Origin of the sequence: Enterococcus pseudoavium NBRC 100491 (genome assembly GCF_001544295.1) — a bacterium.
GTDB classification, from domain to species: Bacteria; Bacillota; Bacilli; order Lactobacillales; family Enterococcaceae; genus Enterococcus_A; species Enterococcus_A pseudoavium.
Window position 1 is genome coordinate 16,035 of sequence record NZ_BCQF01000011.1, and the last position, 20,659, is coordinate 36,693.

A 20,659-nucleotide genomic window follows, 5' to 3' on the forward strand; every position below is an offset into this window, starting at 1 on the left:
TTAAACGAGGAGGCATGACAAAAGTCTTGGCACACCTCCTCGTTTTTATTGCTTAACTTTTTTCCTTTGTTGCAAAAGATTAGGCACTTCCGATAAGATTAGGCCCGTTAATGTTAATAAGATTCCACAAAAACTTTTAAGTGTCAGTTTTTCGTTTAAAATCAAAACCGAAGCTAACGTGGTCAACATCGGAATCGTATAAATATAAATAGCTGCTCGAACGGCCCCAAGGACTTTAACTGAAAAATTCCAAGTCACAAAACAAAGTGCCGAGGCTCCTACCCCTAAAAATAAAAGATTAGCCAGATTTTCGATTTGCGTAAGACGCGTGATATCAAAGTGATCGACACTAAAAAATAAAACCGGCATCATCCATAATAAGCCGTAGAAAAAGATACGTTGCGTCATGTTAATCGTTCCTTGACCAAAATCGCTGATCTTTTTGACGATCAATGAATACGCGGCCCAGCAGACTGTTGCAATTACCGCCAAGCCATCCCCCAATGGATTTACATTCAAAGCTCCGGAAAAACTAATCAGCGTGATCCCAATCATTGAACAAATAAAGCCCAAAACAAAAACTAGTGGGATTTTGCCTTGCCTTAATACAAAGCGGCTGAGCAATGCCGTCATGAAAGGACTAACCGAGCCAATGATGCCGACATTCATCGCCAAAGTAAAAGTCAACGCGACATTCTCCAAATAATAATAAAGAAAAACACCAAACAGGCCGGCAATTATATAATATTTTTCTTCGTGCCAACCGTTGAATTTGATTCGCTTGCGCGACACTGCCGATAAAATTAATAAGCCAATTAAAAAGCGGATAAAAAGAATTTCTATCGGTAAAAAGTCTTTTAATAGTACTTTCGTTGAAATAAATGTTAAGGCCCAGATCACAACGGTTAAACTAGCGGATAAATGGCCTTTTATGGTATCTGACATCGTAGCTCCTTTCTTAACGGTAGTCATTCTTCTAACACTATGCCAGTTCCTGCTTTTCTAAGCAAGCCAAAAAAGTGAAGTTTAAAAGGAACTCCACTTTTTTAGAACGATCCGCAAGGACGTTTAAAAATCCGGACGCCAAGGCCCCTTATGATTCTGAACTTCATAATCTTGAACGATTCCGTTTCTATCAAAAACGACTCCATGGAGACTGCCGCCAAAAACCGCTCCACCATCAATGCCGATTTTCCCATCGGATTGCCATAACGCAGTTGTCTGCATATCTCCATAAAGCATCGGGGTAATGGTATGTCCAAAGACGATGGTCTTGCCCGTCGTATTTTTCCCTGCATGAAACGGTTCACGAATCCATAAAAAGTCATGTGCAGACGTTTTCTGCCAGTCTTTAGTCAGATCGACCCCCGCGTGAACAAACAGGTAATCGCCCCACTCACAATAAAAAGGCCGTTCAGCTAAAAAAGCCAACATTTTTTTATAACGGCTACGGATCAGCATCGCGATTTCTGTTGGCGAATATTCCTCCGTTGCCCCTTGATGCAAGAGACTTTCCAGCGTTTCTTTTCCACCATTATAGAGATAGCTGGGAAACCAATCTTCTGGACTTTCCATAAACTCTAAAAAATATTGCTCGTGATTGCCCCGCAGATACACGGCCTGATATTTTTCTACAAGCTCCATGCCCAGTAACCAGCAATCCTTGCTCTTCGGACCACGATCATTTAAATCACCAATCAGAATCAATTGTTGCTGATCCGGCTTAAAGCTTTTTAAAATTTCCTGAAATAAATCGTACTCCCCGTGAACATCGCCAACTACAAACACTTGCTCCATCTTCAGCACTCCTTTCAACAAAGGGCCTGCTACTTACCAGAAACAACGAAATAATTTCCATCGGCATCAACAAAATTAAATACCATTTCCTCACCGATTTGAGTTAAATCACCTAATTGAACCGCGACCGTCTGCAATTTTTTATACAGCCCCATGACATCATCACTGCCAAATATCAATGCGGGTGAAGGCTCTGTAACTTCGTCATTGTTCTTTTCAATAAATGCTCGATCATAGATCACTAAATGAGTGGTGCTTTGTTCACTCATTGCGACTTCCGCCACTTGTGAACCATCTAGTTCTTCAAAACTAATTTCGACAAAACCTAGACTTTGCCAAAATTCACTTGCCTTTTTAACATCATTCGCATATAAAATTACTTTTACTTGTTCATTGAACAATTCATTCACTCCCAATTTTTTATCACGTTATTCTATCCAATCATATAGCAAAGACGAACATATTAAAAGCCAACTCGCCTTGACGTTCCCAATAATTTTACTAGAAATCCAACTACTTAAACAAGCCAAAACTTCCTGATAGCAAACCTTTTGTGCCTAAAAGCAACAAAAAAGACTTGGTTGCGCTAAACCAAGCCCTTTGTTACGAATTAATTTGCTTCAATTGAAGCATTTTCATCTTGCAAGATTTCACGATCCAGTTCATGGATCCGTTCACTGGTTACAACACCTGCAACCATACTGCCGCTGACATTGACTGCTGTACGAGCCATATCGATCAAAGGTTCAACTGAGATGACTAAACCAACGATGGCAACCGGTAAATTCATGGCACCTAACACGATCAATGAAGCAAACGTTGCTCCACCACCGACACCGGCAACTCCAAATGAACTAATCGTAACGATCGCAATCAACATCACGATAAACTTAAGATCAAAAACATTTACTCCGACAGTTGGTGCGACGATCGTAGCAAGCATTGCTGGATAGACACCGGCACAACCGTTTTGACCGATCGAAATACCAAAACTTCCAGCAAAATTAGCCGTTGCTTCATCGACACCTAAAGCTTTTGTTTGGGTTTCAATGTTCATTGGCAAAGTTCCCGCACTTGAACGTGAGGTAAAGGCAAAACTTAATGCCGGAAAAGCCTTCTTGAAGAAAGTGATTGGATTCACTCTGACTCCTAGAAGAATTAATGAATGAACCAATAATACAGCAATCAATGCGCTGTAAGAGGCCAAAATAAATTTACCTAAGTTTACAATTGCTTCGAAATCACTCGTCGCTAACACATTGGTCATTAAAGCGAACACGCCGTATGGTGTTAAACGTAAGACTAATGTCACGATGCGCATCACGATTTTATAAAGACTTTCAATTAAATTTGCGAAAAATTCTGCTTCTTTAGGCGCTTTGCGTCTTACCCCTAAAAAGGCTATTCCAACAAAAGCTGCAAAGATGACCACACCAATCGTACTGGTTGGACGTGTGCCCGCGAAGTCAGCGAAGACATTCGTAGGAATAAAAGATAAAATTTGTTGCGGAATTGAAAAGTTTTGAACCATTGTCTGACGTTCTGCCAGTTCTTTGATTCTAGCTGTTTCTGCCGCTCCTTTAGTGAAGGTGGCTCCATCAAGACCGAAAACCATGACCGCTACGATCCCGATTAAAGCAGCAATCGCCGTAGTGGCTAATAAGGTAACTAAAACATTGGCACTGATTTTACCAAGTTTTTTACTGGATTTCATCTTAGTAAACGCACCAACAATTGAAATAAAGACTAAAGGCATAACCAACATTTGTAATAATGAAATATAACCATTACCAACGATTCCGATCCAGTCCATCGCTTGAGAAATGACCTTGCTATCATTGCCTAAAAGCAGTTGTAAAATCCCGCCAAAAACGATCCCGGCACCTAATCCAGCAAAGACTCGATTAGAAAATTTCACATGTCTTTTTTGCATCTGATAGAAAGCCACAAGCAATGCAACGAATACTAAAATCACTAATACAGTGAACAGAGTTGTCATTGTATTCCTCCTTAAAATAACTTTCTATAATGACAAGTCTGTCAAAGGAAGTAAAGGTTCCCGGTAGCTATTCTTCAATAGCCTACCCTAAAACAGGACAGCGCCCTTCCTATTTTAGTGACTCGTTGATTATAACCTAGATAAAATAATCTGTCTTATATTTTGCACTGTTACATAAAAATTTTCATTGACAAATTTACAAAAAAATCCAGCAAAAATAGTTCTGCTGGATAAAAGAAACTAAATTGTTTTGGAAGAAAAATTGATTTTAACGCCCGGCTTATCTAATGTGATCTCAGTAATCTCATAAACCATTCGTTCAATCAGTCGTAAAAGCGGTTGAATCATCTCGTTAGCTTCAGCCTCAGTCAAGTCCGTTTGCTTGGTGACTTGCCGACCGATTACATGAATCACCTGTGATAAGACCCCGCCGATAATAAATTCTTCAAAGGGTAGAACAAATTCAATTCGAACCCCCATAATACTATTTTCTGACGGATAACTTGGATCCACTGCTTCCAATGGACTGAAATTAATTTGTAGTTTTTGTTCGACTACTTGATTTTTTGGAGGAATTCCATAATTGAATGACTCTACGATTTCCTTATCCCGTTCTAATCTCATTTTACACCTCTACCTCTAAAGTCATCATTTTTTTCTGAGCTACCTGCTCCTGCCAATCGCAAAAACCAGACAGACTCTGTAACTTAATTATAGCCTTCACGCTAAAAAATTTGTACCAATTCTTTTAAATTATTTATATAATATGTGGATTGAATATCCTGCTTAAAATAATCCAAATCAAAAAAACAGGTTTTGACTCCCGCGTTATTTCCAGCTTCAATATCCAACTTACGATCGCCGATCATTACGGTTTGAGCCGGATCCAGCTGATACTTTTCGATAAAATAATTAATTGCAGCTGGGTCGGGCTTCCGTGGATAATGCGAGTCGCTGCCGACAATTTCTTCGATCCATGGATCTAGCGCATCACGTTTTAACATCTGCCAAGTTGAATCGACAGTCCGATGCGTTAAAATGAAATGCCGCCCACCCTTTGCTTGCAAGCGACTTAACGTTTCTTTCGTTTCTGCAAATGGTACAGAAGCTTTGTTTTGCTGACCTTCATAGTCATGGTAAGTTTGGTCAAACATTGGTTCCGGCAGCCGCCAATCAATAATCATTTGGCGGATCGATTCCGTCTTAATTTTTTGATAGACCACTTTGGGATCAGGCTCCATTCCTATCTCTTGAAAAGTTTTCATCAATGCTTTCATCATGATTGGATAAGTATCGTACAAGGTCCCGTCAAAATCCCAAATATAATTCATAATAACTCCTTTTTAAAGTTGACATAATATTTTTATAGAACTGTTTTTCCTGTAATAGTTAAACGCTGGTCAAAGCTGTAGACTACCGGCGTCGCGTTAGGAATATCAATTTGATCCACTTGATCGGTCGGAATATTTTCCAGAAATTGAACCAACGCGCGCAAACTATTCCCATGTCCACAAACTAAAACGGTCTTTCCAGCCAATAAATTGGGCGCAATTTGGTCTTGCCATAAAGGAATTACCCGTTTGGAGGTCATCTGTAGACTCTCACCTTTTGGAATCAAGCGCGGATCCAAGTCATTGTAGCGGCGATCAAAATGGTTGTCTTTTGTCAGCGGTGGAACCTCTTCAAAATCGCGTCGCCATTTCTTGACTTGCTCTGCCCCAAAGTCTTCGATCATTTTATCTTTATTTTTCCCTACTAAAGCACCGTAATGCCGTTCGTTCAAGCGCCACGTTTTATATTCAGGTACAAAGCTAGACTGAGTTTCTTGCAAAATCAGTTGAGCCGTTTTGATTGAACGTTTTAATTTTGACTCAAAGGCTAGATCAATCAACAAACCGGCAGCATTAATTTTTTTCCCTGCGCTTTTAGCTTGCTGGATCCCTTTTTCAGTTAAATCAACATCTAGCCAGCCGGTCCAATAATTTTCAAAATTTGCTTCACTTTCACCATGTCGGACTAAAATTAGTTTCATTTAATCACCTCGTTGTTAGCATATCAGAAAAAGCCTAGTTTTAAAAACTAGACCTTTTTGACAAATTGGGTATGACAATTTTTACACGTAACTTTGATTTTCCCACGTCCTTTTGGTGCCCGCATCTTCTGCTTGCACTCTGGACACTTAAAATAGCGGTACGGTGCTTTTTTGCCTTTGAAAAAATCTTTTACCCGCGCAAGCCACTGGATAAATTTCTGATTTTCATTACTCCGGGGATAGATCTTTTTGGAACAAAACCGATAAAGAACCATACCAAAAGCCACGATACCAAGAATATAACCAATATATAAAGGAATCCAGCGGTCTAGGAGCATCATCACAGCCCAGACAATCAATAAGGCCTTATTAATTTGATCCAATCTGCCATAACGTCCTCGCATCAATTCAGCATATTTCTGATAAACTTTCGTCAGTCGCTGCAGCCAAATGTTTCCCAAGCTAATCGGCTCCTTTCATTTCAAGCATTATTTGTTAAAGATCTTTGGACCTTTACGCATATTCTTGCGATCGTTTTTTGGTGTTTCCATTTTTTTCGAACGGCCGCCACCTTGTTTTTTCTTAATTAATTCCAACATTTTTTCTTTTTGATTCATTTCATACACCGCCTTTACAATTCACATGATCGATTATACCTGAGAATTAGAATTTTTGCTTATTTTTCTCGCTAATCAGCCATTTAGTTTTTTCCAAAATAAGCTCTTTTGAAATACTTTTGAAGTTTTAGTTTTTCAAAGCTTCAATAAAAAAGAACGGAAGACCAGCTTCCGCTCTGCTGCAAATTTATTTCCTAAAACGATTTGATTTTTCTATTTCGTTAAAAGCACAATACTTTCAATATGCGTTGAAAGTACACTCTGTATCTTACTACTATAATGACGGTTGTTTATAATTTTTGAGTTGATAGATTGAATAGGTTTGTGGGAACAAATCAGCCTTTCTCAAGAACGTTAAACATTTCCCTTTGATGTTTATGAGCTAATTCTTGATTCCAGTTATTATCATTCTGTCTCATCATCTCAGTCATTATTTTTAACTTCAAACTTTGTTCAATAATTCCAGGGTTGGTGCTAGCTTTCCCAACCGGCATCGCATTGTTAAACGTTGAATTCCCTGAAACTGTAATTAGTGCTAAGTTCCCGAAACAGTTCAAATCTTCATTAGCCCATACCACCAATTCAGTAGGATGCTGTGGATAAAAATGTTCTATTGAACTTCTAAACTGGAATTGCCAGTCATCAGCAAGAGGTCTTACCACTTCTTTTCCATTATATGAATATCCGTTTCGATAAAGAAGATAATCCAAATAGCTAAATACAATTCTTTCAAAACTGAATCCAGTCGCCGTTGTGTATCCCGAAGCATCTACTTTAGTTTGACCATAAGCTTCAAGAATTTGTAAAATATCAGAATCATCATTATTTAAACAGCTTGTCAGAATTAGAGAAATCCAATGCATAGTTTTAGGTGATGTGTAGGTAATACGAAGTGCAGATTGTAATGTGCGAATTTGTTTATTTCGATTATCTTCATCGCCACCAAAAGTCCCAACGTATTTTGGCTTATTACCTTTATTATCCGTATATTTCTCAAGCTTTTGAAGTGACCATTTCCCTGTTTCTTTATAATCACGAGCATACTCACGTTTCAAAACGAACTTATCAAATAAAACACGTGACTTCAACAACATGAACAAGAAGTCCTTAGCTGAAGATTCATCTTTCCAGTTTTTTTCTAAATTGATTAAAAAATTTTTATCATCAAGGCTTGAGTCATCGTCATCATTGCTTGACCTAGTAAGTGCCGCGTTGACTTGCAATAAAAAGTTAGGAAATGAAATAATAGACTCAAAGCGTTCGTTTTCTGGTTCTTCAGAATCGTTATTAGAATCTTTTGTTTTTCCTTTTCCTTGTAGAATATCTCTGAGAGACATCTTCTCATCTACTATAACTACATCATGATAATAGGATCTTAACGAATCAAAATTTACAGTTTTAACTGACAAATCGCTCCAATCACTATTGAAGATTTTATCCCTCTTATCTTTTGGATAATTCATTTGAATATACGAATCCATATTAGAGCAGTATTCCCAAATATCATTTGCGATGGCCTTATCTTCTTTAGATTCGATTTTTGACAGAAAATTGGCCTTTGCAATTTCATGGAGTTCAAGTTGCTCGCCTCGAGTGTTCATAATTTCAAAATAATGATTTAAGTCAATCTTAGCTGGAACCTGAACACGAATAAGATTGACTTTATCCAATCGTCTAATAAAAGATTCCTGCTCGGATTTTAGTCCCATCTTTTCAAAGTAATCATCAATAATTTTAAAACCTGATTTAATTTCAGCAGATTGCAATTCATCCGTTAATTGATTAGTATCAGGCAAAGCAGATAACGTTCTATTGGATTTTTCTCGGGCTTCAAATCTTAGTGCATCCTTTGCGAATGGAATGCCTAAATATCGTTCAAGTAAGTATAAAGTGGTTAAACGCTGCTGACCGTCAATGACCTCGTAAACATTGTTTTCTTTTTGATTGACTATTAAATTTCCAAGGAAGTAGTCATCTTTAGAGCTATTAATATCCTCAATCAATTGTTCTATCTGATCGGTCTCCCAAGCATAATTTCTCTGATAAATTGGTACTTCATAATGTACATTAGAAAATATCCTTGATACCGGTATCATCTTTAAATTCTTATCCATTATTTCCACCCATTCCATCGTTTCATTAACTCATATGATGTTTTGTATTGATTATTTTGCACATCAGATTCATCCACTTTTTCCATAATTACTGCTTTTAATTCTTGAGGATCTACCATTTCGCTTAACAAATTGAACAGGTCTTTATCCTTATTAATTCGATCATGTTGCCCACGAGCATACTTATTTATCGTTTGAGGATAAACTGCCTTCATCTTTAACCTTAGCGAATAGCTCCACGTATACAATTGATGCATAATTGAATCATCAATCGCATCAAAACCAAATCTATCTGCAAAAAACATTAATGCTGCTTCATAAAGCTGTTTGATATAAATGTCCCCAGTACGTTTGTCTGGGATTTCAGATTTATTATGATTATGGTAGTTATCAATTTTATTCTTCACTTGCTCCAATAAAACTGAGTAATGCAGCGTCCATGCAAAAAATCTTTTACCTGCAATAATTGGCTGAGTTAATTGAAATTGATTTAGCTCTCCAGAACTGAGTAGTTCACTCGAACCACTTGAATTAACTTGCTCAATGAAAATATTACTCGCCTTATGATAAATAGCATAATTGTATGTATTAGCTTGTTTAATTCCCTTAAAATCCTGAATCTTATCAGATGAGTAATTCAAACCGTCACGATTTCTAAACCAACGTATAACCGGATAAAGATACGTTCTAAACAATTCTTCCAAAGCATTTTGATTAGTGTCTTCCCACTCAGATATCAACTTAATTTTTAATTCTTCAGGATCTCTTGTCATTTCTCTTAGATGGTACGACTTTAAGAGATCTTGAGGTTTAAGTGCCTTTCCACGAGAGTTCTGCGAATCAAAGAATTGGAATGCTTCTTGTTCACTATCAGTAACAATCTTTACAACCGTACAATTTTCTTTAAGATATTTTTTGTAACTAACCCTCTCGTCATCTTGCAATTCATTAACTCGTTTCTGAAATAACGTATAGTTGTTATTAATTGAGTTCTGAGAAGTCGGCTTAAACTCCTCATTCAGAAGAACTTGAAAATCTTCCCCTAATGCAAACAATAAAATGGAAAGAGTAGTTGTTCTTTGTTGCCCATCAACCAAATTATATTCATATTCCTGAGTGTTTGGATTTTTGGATTTATGTAGAATTACTGAACCCAACCGATACTCATTAATTTTAGACTTGAAAGCTTCGTAAGTATCTGTAAATAAAGTATTTGTTGAACTTGAAGACCAACGGTATGGACGTTGATATTCAGGAATTTTAAGATTCAACTTCATCAGAGTGTCGACATTGATTATTTGTAGTTCTTCTTGAAGTAGTGTCAAATCACTTACCCCCTTAATTTAAATCATTAATTCTATTATAACATGTATCTACCTTTGGAACGGTTCAGGATTAATATTATAGACAAAGAAACATGCTCACGGATTACCGCAAGCATTAACTTTTAATTTCTATATTTCAACCGCCATACTCACACCACTCTTGAAATCAACAACAATGTTCTTTTTAAAAATGGTGACCTTCTCAATCAGTCTTCGAACAAGCACTTCGCTATACTCGGTGATGACATCGTGTTCTTTTACAAATGCTTCCATCTCATCAACACGTTGTTGCAAATTAGTATTCGCTGCTATTTGTTTTGCAACCGCATCTCGTTCATCTCTTAGTGAAAATATTTGGCTTGCAAGTTCATCATAGCCCTGACCACCAATTGCCACGCTAATGATTTCAGATTCTAAATCTTTTAATTGTTTATCCAAAACCACAAGTTGTTCAGTCAATACGTCTGTCAGAACTGAATTGATGTTGTCCGTTAGCTGTTGGAGAAAAATGTCTCGATCAATTAGCGTTTCATTAATCGCTTGCAGAATTCCTTGGTGTAAATCTTTTTCATAGATTGTGCGACCACTACAGTTGTGTTCTCGTTTATCCACTCTGGACTTACAACGCCATACGGTTCCTCGATTCTTCCAATGAACTCTGCGATAAACATTCCCACAGTCACCACAAATGGTGATACCAGTTAATGCGTACTTCCCTGAAAAGCATTGGGAATTTTTATTTTTCATTGATTTACGTCTATCCAGTTCTTGTTGTGCTTGCATAAAGATATCTTTGGGAATAATTGCTGGATGACTATTTTCAACATAATATTGCTGAGCGTAACTACCATCATTCTTCACACGTTTTTTGGTAAGGAAATCCACTGTGAATGTCTTTTGGAGCAAGGCATCGCCCATGTATTTTTCGTTTCGAAGAATCAGCCGAACGCCCTCTGCACGCCATAATTTTCTTTTTCCACCCGTTAAGATACCGTCATCCATCAATCCTTTCGCAATCTCCTGCAAGGAACTCCCTTCAAGGTATTCTCGGAAAATGCGTTTAATGACTTCTGCTTCATTAGGCTCAACCACCAAGTTCCCATCCTCATCTTTGGTGTAACCGAGAAAATGATTATGGTTGATTCTAAGCTGTCCTTGTTGAAAGCGATATTGCACGCCCATCTTGGTATTCTGACTCAGGGATTGACTTTCTTGCTGTGCCAGACTTGCCATAATCGTTAGCAACACTTCCCCCTTGGCATCCATCGTATTGATATTTTCTTTTTCAAAGAACACTGCAATCTTTAATTCCTTTAGTTGCCTAATGTATTGCAGACAATCTACTGTATTTCTGGCAAAACGTGAAATCGACTTGGTAATGATGTATTCGACCTCACCGTTCTTACAAGCATCAATCATTCGGTTGAACTCGGCACGTTTTTTCGTATCTGTCCCGGAAATCCCTTCATCTGCAAATATCCCCGCAAGCTCCCAATCAGGATTTTTCTGAATGTAATCCGTGTAGTGTTGGACTTGCGCCTCATAGGAACTTGCCTGTTCTTCCATCTCAGTTGAAACTCGACAATAGGCTGCAACCTTTAATTTTGGTTTTTCTTCAGTATTATCCGCCACCAATTTCTTTGGTTTCATTGGGATGACGGTGACTTGCTTTCCAGTCATTTCATTTTGCCTCCTTAATTTTTGAATATGCATATTGAGCCTGTTTGAATGGGTCAGAATATATTTCAATTACCGCACCTATTTCAAACTGGATAGGTATCTCTTTTCTTTCAACAGGTTTTTCTTTTTGTGGTTTTCTAAGGTGTTTCCCACGTTTCTCCTGTTCCAGATGAGCTTGGTGAAATGTATCGTCATCAATAATTTGTGGGTAAATTTCTGTACCTACGTAAATTTCATTCATCAAAATGTGTTTCATTACTGAGTGTTGTTTGTTGATACCAGATTGTTTTCCTGCTTCTTTCAGACCAAGACCATCAAGATACAATCTAAAGAAATCTTGTACTTGATTTGACCGTAACTCATCTGCAATTATTGCCCCATTCTTTATGGTATAGCCGTATGGCATCGTATTATTCATTCTGGTAACCTCTCTTTCAAAATCAACCCGCATTTTAACTTAAAGCCTACTTCTTGTCGGTTGTAAACAATGACTTGATCTGCAAACCTTGAGAACAATAATTCTTCCCATTCCGTCAGCATATTACTTCGTTTCGTAAATCGATAGAGTTCTTCTAATTCAATTCTCTGTGTAGACTTTCCATTAGCTGAATTGATTATCTTTTGTTGCTCCTCTTGAAGATTTTTCAATTCCAATTGAAGTTTATTTTGCTCTTCAAATGACGTTTTTGTTGATACAATTCCAGATGCATTTAGACTTGCCAACACTTCCAACTTTTCATCAATTTCTGATGCTTTGTTAGACATCTCATCCAATGCTCGTTCTAATTCGGCAGCGTTAGACTGTTGTTTAAGCAATGGCTCTAACACTACTTTATGGGCAAATATCAACTTATTTAACATCGTGAGATAGGCAATTTTTAACTTTTCATCCGTAATGGGAAGGGCATCGCAAGAGTTTTTATCTTTCAAATGCCCCTTACAGCCCCATTGAACTTTCCTAGTGTTCCCTTTCCAATATGTTTGAATTCGTTTGTAAGTATTCCCACACTTGTCGCAAAGCACCTTCTTTGAAAAGGCATAACGATTCGTGTTTTTACCATCTTTCGTATTTCCTTTTGAAGTTGCCCTGATTCGAATAATTTCTTGTACTCGTTCATATTCTTCCATCGATACAATAGCAGGATGATTGTTATCAATACGATACATTGGAAGCTCACCATTATTTTTTCGTTTCTTAAACTGCTCATCGTTAAAGTAACGTTGAAAAATCATCGTTCCTGTATAAACAATATTATGTAAAATAATGCTCACTCCCGATGCCTGCCACTTAACTCCTCTTTTAGTTGTAATATTTGCCACATTCATTTTCGATGCAATTTGATGCATTGAAAGCCCATTGAGTGTCCATTGAAAGATTTGCTCTACCACTTTTGCTTCATCAGGGACTAAGTGAAAATCAATCCCTTTTCGACAATAGCCATATGGTGGAACACCTTTATAGTTTCCTTTTGCCATACGTTTGCGATTTGCCCACTTCATGTTCTCTGAATGTGAGTAAGATTCGCTTTCAGCTAAACTCGATAGAATTGAAAGTAATAATTCGCTTTCCATATCACTGGTATTGATGTTTTCTTTCTCAAAAATCATAGTGACACCGATTTCAGTTAATTTACGAACCAAATTCAAGCAATCAACCGTATTTCGTGAAAACCTAGAAATAGATTTCGTAAGTATCAAATCTATTTTTCCATGTTCCGCATCATTGATTAGACGATGCAAACCATCGCGTTTATCCGTTTTTGTTCCGGATATCCCCTCATCGTAATAGACACCAACGTACTCCCATTGATCGTTTTTCTGAATGTAGTTCTCGTAATGAGTAATCTGAGTTTTTAAGCTCGATAATTGTTCATCACTCGCTGTTGATACACGAGCATAGGCTGCCACCTTTAATTTAGGAGTCTCTGGCAACTTTGGTCGTTCTAATTTGTGTATCGTTTTCATCAACTCACCGCCTTTCTATTAGGTGACATATTAGCTCTAAAGTGCCGTTATATCAACGATTCACGCCATTATCCGAGATAAAAATGGTTTGAAAGTTTCCCTGTTTTTCTGTTCAATTTTTGTATATTCTTCCTCGGTGATTTTGCCTTCTACAAGCAAGCTCAGAAGGATTTGTTGAGAAATGTAGTATGCTGCCTCATTGGAATAATTGATGCTAAGTTGTTCTTTTGTTTTATCTTCCATCGCTTTTCGCCTCCTAAATCTAAGGCAAAGGATTTTTAAGAAAGTACACCCCTTCGCCTAATACATGACGAAAAAGTCAACTCCTTGAAAATCCATTTATCCTTTATGAGTTACAGGCGAACCAAAATCCTGAAAGTAAACCCTAAGCATCAAAAAAAAGCCTACAAGAATGAAACTAATCACTCTCGTAGGCTTAAAATTTGTTTCTATGAAATTAATATATAATCATCTGGTTCGGTCTTACCAGTATTCTTTCCAACAGCACAATAACCAATCGGGCAACGTGCCCAGACCCAACCATCAGCTATAGTTTGTTTTTCTGTTTTAGGGAGAGTCCATGTTGCTCCTTTATTGTACGATCCAACAACTGTGCCACTAAGGCTTGGTTTATTACGAACATTCAATCCATTTACTTGAACCACTAAAGTTTTCACGTTTGATGTTGATGAACTCGTTGGATACACTTGATTGCCGTTCGGATCATAGACTTTATAACCAGAATGACTATCTGCTGTTCGCTTAGCATTGTTCAAATCTTTATACGCACCAACTTGTGATTTGGCATCAGCCCATGATTTGCGAACACGATATAAGTCACTTGTTGGTGTACTTGGTGTTGATGAACCTCCGCCATTATTTATTGCATTTGCTTTGTCTGCAATTTCCTGTAGTTTACCAAGCAGCTGCCCCGGACATGATGTTGCTGAGAAATAGGAATGTGGGAAGATATTCTTGTTGACCACAAGTTTCCCTAAACCATATCGTTTGGCAATATCCGCACAAAGCTTAGCACTGGCATCAATGGTTGCTTGATTAATCCCCCAATTAAGTGAACCCGTACTATTACAATGTTCAATCCCGATACTTGAAATATTGGCGTTCCAATTGCCGGCATGCCAAGCAGTGTTCTGCTCGTCCACGTATGCACGAATTTCACCATTCTTGCCAATGCCATAGTGAGCGCTTGCCTCACGTGTTTTCCAAATTTCAGGCACAATATCATAATTGGTGGTTGCCATGTGATGAATAACGATCTTATCAACCTTTGCGCCACTACGTCCGTTTGAGTAATGGCTGAAACTTTGAAATCCATATTTGGTTGCTAGTGAACTAATTCCCATTTTCTTGTTCTCCCTTCTTATCGTGTAGCTGTTGTAGGATTTCTTTTAATTTTTCAGGTACAGGCATTCCAATCGCTACTGCGTTTTCCAAAAGTGAAATACCTTCATTTGAAATGTAGAAGAAAATCACAGCATCACGCAGCACATTGCCACCCTTGATAACTTCCACATCAAGCATATGAGCAATCCCTACCAGTAAAAAGATAAACACTTTCTTGGTGATCCCTTTTGCCCCGATTCGACTAGATAGTTGTTTTTCATTGATTGCACGAAGTAGCCCGGTTACATAGTCCACTACCACAAAAGTCAAAAGTGTATAAATCAACCCGTCAATTCCTCCTACATACCATCCAACTACGCCACCGCCACTAGCGATAGCGAGCTGAATCCAATTCCATGCTTCTTTCATTTACATGTCCTCCAATTGTTCTAAAATTAAATCAAACATCTCAGCATCTTTCCCTGAAATGGCGACTTCACTATTTTCAAATCCAGCAACCAATAAAGGCAGCTTGTCTTGAAGTTCATCCACGTTAATGTGGGTTTCTTCATAGAGCAAGTCTGCCTTTTCTTTGTGATATTCAGTTGCTGTTTCTGGGACGAGTGAAAATGTTCCTTCGTGTTGAACGAGATTTCCGCTTTCATCCTTCTTCCCATATTTTTGAAGTAAATCTACTTCATCCTGATAGAGTTCATCGATTTTTACTTGGATTAATTTTGCAAGCTTTGTTCGTACTCGACTAATCTTTGGTGGCAATTCGAAACCTTTTAAGAAGTTCATCACGTCCACCAAATCTTCATTTCTAATCTTGAGCATTGTCTATCCTCTCTTTCAAATCACCTACTTGAACACAAAGGTCATCGACAACCATCACTAGTAAATCCATCATATCTGTTTGATTATCGATTGGCTTTTCTGGTTCATGAATTTCTGCTGTTGTTTCAATATCTTTTACTTCTTCCATTTCTGCCTCCTAACTGTACGTGGTCATTGAGTTAAAGCTTTCAGGATTGTACCACCCACTTGCAGTCCCATTACTACTAAAGCCAGTTGGCAAAGCGATGGTTCGTCCGGCAAGCTTTTTACAGATTTCTCGAATGACACCAAAGTCCACCCACTGGCCATCGTCACCAAGCATTAAGTTTGAACCGTTAAAGGCAATCCCTGCACTACCAGTACTTGAACCAATTTTGGTATAAAGTGAGCTACTGAAAGTAATCCCACCAACAGAAATCTGATGTTGTGTTCCCACTCGGAGTGTACTTGGTAAATAAATATCATCATCAAAATGAAATCCTTTTTCCATACCAGACTGTAAAGTTCTTGAAAACCAACTAAATTTAGTGGTATAAGAGCTAGCGGATGAACTGTCCTTATGTGCCCATGTCATGTACTCCGTCCCGTACTCAAGGTCAAACACTAAACCACGCCAATCGGTATGCCCACTGATGTTATTCGCACCAATCGTCCCAACCGTTGTGCCACCACGTCTAATGGTCATCCCTTGAGAGTTGATTTCGGTCACAAGCGTGCTACCAGAATAATAGCCAATAGTCGTGCCTGTAATTCGAATCGAGCTACTTGCCGTAATTGCTGTGAGGATATTTGCTGCGAGCTTGTCTGCCGTGATAGAACTTGCGGCAATGCGACTAGCAGAAAGTGTACCTGTCGTAATCTTCCCTGCATCAAGACTGGCAATCTTGGCACTCGTGATGGCGGCATCCGCAATCTTTGCAGTGGTAATGGCTGCACTACCAATCATCGCCGAAGTAATCACCCCACTATCAATGGTTGTTTGACCTGTGATATGGACTTTATTACCAGAAATCAAAATACTTTCAGGCGAGATATTGATTTGGTTAATCACGTCACCTTTCCCGACTCGAAGGTTGATAATTTCCTTTTGCATCATAATGGCAGAATAGACAGTATTGGCTTTCGAATAGTCCTCTCGGGCAGTTGCTGAGAAAACATTGCCGTCATACTCATCAGGCTTAATGGTCGTATTCACCCGAACTCTGAGTTTCAGAACGTTACTTGGCACAGTTACTACGCCAGATGAACTCTGATAGGAAATCTGCGTATAAGCGGATTCGTCCATTGGGTTCAATGTAAATGGGCTCGTGGTCGCATTGTAAATCCCCGCATACGAGCCGTTTTTGATTGAGAAGAAAGCAATATAAACATAGTCACCAAGCATTCCCGATATTTGTTCAGGAGTGATATTCCACGTATGAATGGCATTACTTGAGTTCGTGACCGTGTCGATTTGTTGCCACGTTCCGCCCGCATAAAGCAAGACGATGTTATCAGACGTGTCTTTTCGACCATTCCAAGTGATGATGTTGGGCAGTGCTCGTCCACCCATTGGTAGCTTGTAAATCACCAGATAGTCCTCAGCCGAGGCATAAGGATTGGAAGTGACTGAACCCGTGATGGATAAAGTTTCAACTGCCTTTGAGTTGAGATAATCAACGATTGTGGCATTGTCATAAGTCCCAACCGCCAACTTTTCCACGTATTGTTTCGCAGCTGGTACATAGTCCACATAAGGCAGGGTGAAACCATAGTAATGGTAGTAAACCGTTAAGGATGACCCATCACGTCTTTGCCCGATGAGCTTGTCCCCTTCTACCACATCAATATACTCAGAGCGGATATAGTTGGTCGCAGAAATCTCCGAACCATCAGCCGTGCTTAGAGAACCTTGTTCCCAGTTCTTCACTTTGAAAGGCACACCGATTTCGTCTTGTAGTTCAGAGACTTTCAACAGCATGGTGTTTGACGTTTGTTGGATAAGGGTTTCAGCCGAGATTACTCGACCCGTTAAGCTATCCACGGAGCTTTGACTTGCCTTGCTCGCAATCTGTCCTGCTTGAACCGTCAGGCTTGCCTCAGCACTCGAGATTCTGCCAGTTAGCGAATCTACCGAAGTTTGGCTCGCTTTAGCAGCTATCTGACCTGCCTGAACGGTAAGTGTCGACTCAGCTGTCGTCATCCGTCCTTGGAGGTTGATAATGTTCGTCGCAGCCATTTCAATTTTTGTGGCATGCTGATTTACGGTAGTGGTCAGAGTTTCAGTTGCTGATTTCGCTTCAAGTGCTGTTACCAATGATTGGTTCAAGCCTTGGTCGAGAACTGCCGTTGAAGTCGTTGTCGTACTATCCGAATAAGTTGTCACCACTCTCGTCCAGTAATACTTGCCACTCGACCAAGTCGGAATGGTGTTTGACCAAGCTCCTCCTATTTGACTGGTACTTGAGGTTGACAGGTAAAATTGCTCACGAACCGAGGTAATGGTTGGTGCGTTCTGACCGGGAGCACCATTCGCTCCTGGACTACCCGTTGCCCCTGTGTCACCTTTATCTCCTTTATCCCCTTTGACCCCTTGTTTGGAAACCGAATAGGAAGTGGTCGTAGAGTTATCTTGAAGTGTAAACACTGTTCTCGTCCAAAGATACTGAGTTGAGGAGGGAGATGGCACTGTGCTTTGCCATCCTGATGTTGGTGCTATCGTGCCACTTGTGCCGACTGCATAACTCACAGCTGATGATTTGACAGACCTTTTGAAAGCTGAGTCCGCTACTTGGCTAGCAGTGTTTGCGGTAGAGTTGGCTTTATTAGCATTTTCCAAAGCGGTCATTGCCTCATCAAAGGCGTTGTTAGCCTTCTCCAATGCATCAGCCGATTCCTCTTGAGCCTGAGCTACTGCTTGTTTCACTTCTTCAGCTGTCAGGTCATTGGCTAGGGCATACCACTGAGTCACACCATCACGAGTTTCATAAACCCACATCTCTAACTTGTCACCATTTCCCTTGTACCAAACATCACCTTCCTTAGGGTTGGCAGGTATATCCGGACCATAGAAGTTGGTATTCTTACCGTTGGCTGCCGTCAAGGCATAGTTCGCATCATCTTTGGCTTGTTCTACCTTGGTATCTACATTCTTGATGTCCTTTGCCACATCTGTGAACTTAGGCATGACGTTGCCAAGTGTGATGGAAATGAAAGCCTTCAAGAGTGGATCATACTTGTACTCAACCATTCGAGCCGTCACATTAAAGCCGTCCTCTGCGTGAATGACTGAAACCGTATCCCCAAGATAAATCGTTTCAAGGCTAAAGAATTCTTTGTATTCCTCAGTTCGTTCAAGTGGGGCAAACTCCACATCATAGGTCGCAGTCGGTAAGTCAATGTGAGATACCGTAAATTCCAGTGCTGCAAGTCGCCGGAGTTCCGCATAGGCTAACTCTTTAGTCGCAAATTCACCTTCTTCATCTCCAACTTTGACACCGTCATACTTGATGACTTTGATTTTAGGACTAACGTAATTATTGATGAGAGGGCTATCGACATATTTTTCAGGCAAGAACAAGCCGTCATAGCCCTCTGGCATAATACGAGTAACGATAGACGAATAGTCCAAATCAGCCTTATAACCTGTGAGGTTCTTCTTGTCTCGGATCTGCACCCCATTGTCACTGCCGCGGTGGCTAAGCATGGAGATGGAAAAGTTATCCCGCACAACCTCGCCACCATATCGAGCCTGATAGCCATTATCCAAATCGATATCAAGCAAGACCTCCACAGGGTTTAGTCGCACCAAGCGGGCATTGTTGACGGTTGAGATATTGGATGTTCCAGTAAATGAGTGCCCGACAGCCGTTGCACCAAGGAGTTGTGTTAATGCTCCACTGCCGTTCTTATTGACGATATAAGTATCTTCAATCAGGTTCTTCGCCAAGTCGTAGAAAATATGGTGTGCCACAATATGCAAAAGACCACCAAGGGAATCATCACGCTCAACAATCCGAAAGAGCTGGTCTTCAAGTTCAGGCACTGGGCATTTCACAATCATCTCAGGTCGCAGTTTGTCGCTTGTCTTAGCGTGAATGGGATAATCAAACTCCAAAGAAAAAAGCCCATTGAGTTGTTCGGAAACAACCGGGCTTACGATAGTATCATCAAGGACAGCGAGACCATTGTGATTGAAATTTGATTCAGTTTTCTCATATAAAATCATCATAGATAGCGCCACCTCGGTTCAATTTCTATTTTGGTAATGCCTGTACCAAGCGTAACGGTATTAGAGCCAACTCGAAACTCAGGGAAATCACCTGTCATCAAGTTATTCGCAGCCACATCGCCATAAAAGCATTCCTTCAACTCGCTATCAATAATCAGATACTCTGACTGCAAGTTGAGGACGATTGGCTTGCCATTAATAGTGAGTGTCCTCGTCCCACTGCCGAATACTTTAATTCGCGGCAATGAGTAGACATTTCCACTATTTGTCACCGTTCCTGATGAGGTTCGGTTGATAAGTGGAACGCCCGACTTATAGCGAAATGGCAAGCACGTTATCTCGAGTTCAAACTCCCACATGGTAGATAGAACCTGAGTTAAACCACTAGCTTGGACGGTTTTCATTTTATAAAAGACTGACGGATCATTGGAAAAGCTGATGGTCTTGGCATTTAGGATTTGAGGAGAGAGGGTTCGCCAGACCGTCCACACATCCTTTGCCCAGATAACGGCTTTCAGACTAAACGTCATATCCTTCCAACCTTTGAGCAAAGTCAAATTTCCCTCTCGTCCATCCACCTCGATATTCTCAATCACTCGTTCACTTGTCGGAATGAATGGAACTTGCGTGATACGGAGTCCAAGGTCAGTCCGTGAATTAACCGTTCCGTCTAGAATAAACGCGTTCAAACTACCACCTCCTTCTGAACATGAAAAAAGACCGCTCATGCGATCTTTAG

21 protein-coding genes are annotated in these 20,659 nt (G+C 39.6%); all 21 read right to left on the reverse strand.

Annotated elements, in window-relative coordinates; translation table 11 throughout:
- Positions 1 to 45 precede the first annotated feature (45 nt).
- Positions 46 to 945 carry a DMT family transporter gene (locus EP1_RS06740; protein WP_067625516.1) on the reverse strand — a complete coding sequence of 300 codons (900 nt, stop codon included), beginning with the start codon at positions 943 to 945 and terminating at the stop codon, positions 46 to 48.
- 123 nt (positions 946 to 1,068) lie between these two features.
- Positions 1,069 to 1,797 carry a metallophosphoesterase family protein gene (locus EP1_RS06745; protein WP_067625519.1) on the reverse strand — a complete coding sequence of 243 codons (729 nt, stop codon included), beginning with the start codon at positions 1,795 to 1,797 and terminating at the stop codon, positions 1,069 to 1,071.
- A 29-nt stretch (positions 1,798 to 1,826) separates the two neighbouring features.
- Complete coding sequence (locus EP1_RS06750) at positions 1,827 to 2,198, reverse strand: VOC family protein (protein ID WP_067625522.1); 372 nt, start codon at positions 2,196 to 2,198, stop codon at positions 1,827 to 1,829.
- Positions 2,199 to 2,407: 209 nt separating this feature from the next.
- Positions 2,408 to 3,796, reverse strand: coding sequence for an L-cystine transporter (locus EP1_RS06755; protein ID WP_067625525.1), 1,389 nt, complete (start codon positions 3,794 to 3,796; stop codon positions 2,408 to 2,410).
- A 240-nt stretch (positions 3,797 to 4,036) separates the two neighbouring features.
- Complete coding sequence (locus EP1_RS06760) at positions 4,037 to 4,420, reverse strand: DUF1149 family protein (protein WP_067625530.1); 384 nt, start codon at positions 4,418 to 4,420, stop codon at positions 4,037 to 4,039.
- 101 nt (positions 4,421 to 4,521) lie between these two features.
- Positions 4,522 to 5,127, reverse strand: a complete 606-nt coding sequence (locus EP1_RS06765) for an HAD-IA family hydrolase (RefSeq protein ID WP_067625533.1) — start codon at positions 5,125 to 5,127, stop codon at positions 4,522 to 4,524.
- A 32-nt stretch (positions 5,128 to 5,159) separates the two neighbouring features.
- Complete coding sequence (locus EP1_RS06770) at positions 5,160 to 5,828, reverse strand: 2,3-bisphosphoglycerate-dependent phosphoglycerate mutase (RefSeq protein WP_067625536.1); 669 nt, start codon at positions 5,826 to 5,828, stop codon at positions 5,160 to 5,162.
- Between the two features lie 47 nt (positions 5,829 to 5,875).
- Positions 5,876 to 6,289 carry a hypothetical protein gene (locus tag EP1_RS06775; protein ID WP_174519742.1) on the reverse strand — a complete coding sequence of 138 codons (414 nt, stop codon included), beginning with the start codon at positions 6,287 to 6,289 and terminating at the stop codon, positions 5,876 to 5,878.
- Between the two features lie 27 nt (positions 6,290 to 6,316).
- Positions 6,317 to 6,445, reverse strand: a complete 129-nt coding sequence (locus tag EP1_RS13730) for a hypothetical protein (RefSeq protein ID WP_067625539.1) — start codon at positions 6,443 to 6,445, stop codon at positions 6,317 to 6,319.
- Positions 6,446 to 6,780: 335 nt separating this feature from the next.
- On the reverse strand, positions 6,781 to 8,559 hold the full coding sequence (locus EP1_RS06785; RefSeq protein ID WP_010753803.1) for a GmrSD restriction endonuclease domain-containing protein: 1,779 nt from the start codon (positions 8,557 to 8,559) through the stop codon (positions 6,781 to 6,783).
- The gene (locus EP1_RS06790; RefSeq protein WP_010753804.1) at positions 8,559 to 9,884 is read right to left on the reverse strand and encodes a DUF262 domain-containing protein; all 1,326 of its coding nucleotides are present in this window, start codon (positions 9,882 to 9,884) and stop codon (positions 8,559 to 8,561) included. The genes EP1_RS06785 and EP1_RS06790 overlap by 1 nt, the downstream gene beginning before the upstream one ends.
- 129 nt (positions 9,885 to 10,013) lie before the next feature.
- Positions 10,014 to 11,564, reverse strand: a complete 1,551-nt coding sequence (locus EP1_RS06795) for a recombinase family protein (protein ID WP_067625542.1) — start codon at positions 11,562 to 11,564, stop codon at positions 10,014 to 10,016.
- 1 nt (position 11,565) lies between these two features.
- Entirely contained in the window at positions 11,566 to 11,982 is a 417-nt protein-coding gene (locus EP1_RS06800; RefSeq protein WP_245630589.1) for a recombinase family protein, read from the reverse strand.
- The gene (locus EP1_RS06805; RefSeq protein WP_067625547.1) at positions 11,979 to 13,529 is read right to left on the reverse strand and encodes a recombinase family protein; all 1,551 of its coding nucleotides are present in this window, start codon (positions 13,527 to 13,529) and stop codon (positions 11,979 to 11,981) included. Before EP1_RS06805 ends, EP1_RS06800 begins: the two co-directional genes overlap by 4 nt.
- A gap of 60 nt (positions 13,530 to 13,589) precedes the next feature.
- The gene (locus EP1_RS06810; protein WP_010753809.1) at positions 13,590 to 13,772 is read right to left on the reverse strand and encodes an SHOCT domain-containing protein; all 183 of its coding nucleotides are present in this window, start codon (positions 13,770 to 13,772) and stop codon (positions 13,590 to 13,592) included.
- Between the two features lie 206 nt (positions 13,773 to 13,978).
- Entirely contained in the window at positions 13,979 to 14,893 is a 915-nt protein-coding gene (locus EP1_RS06815) for a peptidoglycan recognition protein family protein (protein ID WP_067625550.1), read from the reverse strand.
- Positions 14,883 to 15,302, reverse strand: coding sequence for a phage holin family protein (locus EP1_RS06820; RefSeq protein ID WP_067625556.1), 420 nt, complete (start codon positions 15,300 to 15,302; stop codon positions 14,883 to 14,885). The genes EP1_RS06815 and EP1_RS06820 overlap by 11 nt, the downstream gene beginning before the upstream one ends.
- On the reverse strand, positions 15,303 to 15,710 hold the full coding sequence (locus tag EP1_RS06825; RefSeq protein WP_067625560.1) for a DUF1617 family protein: 408 nt from the start codon (positions 15,708 to 15,710) through the stop codon (positions 15,303 to 15,305).
- A complete protein-coding gene (locus tag EP1_RS13425; protein WP_157065580.1) occupies positions 15,697 to 15,858 on the reverse strand; it encodes a hypothetical protein in 162 nt (53 codons plus the stop codon). Before EP1_RS13425 ends, EP1_RS06825 begins: the two co-directional genes overlap by 14 nt.
- 9 nt (positions 15,859 to 15,867) lie before the next feature.
- Positions 15,868 to 19,920, reverse strand: a complete 4,053-nt coding sequence (locus EP1_RS06830; protein ID WP_067625563.1) for a phage tail spike protein — start codon at positions 19,918 to 19,920, stop codon at positions 15,868 to 15,870.
- A complete protein-coding gene (locus EP1_RS06835; RefSeq protein ID WP_067625566.1) occupies positions 19,917 to 20,609 on the reverse strand; it encodes a phage tail protein in 693 nt (230 codons plus the stop codon). The genes EP1_RS06830 and EP1_RS06835 overlap by 4 nt, the downstream gene beginning before the upstream one ends.
- Between the last annotated feature and the right edge of the window lie 50 nt (positions 20,610 to 20,659).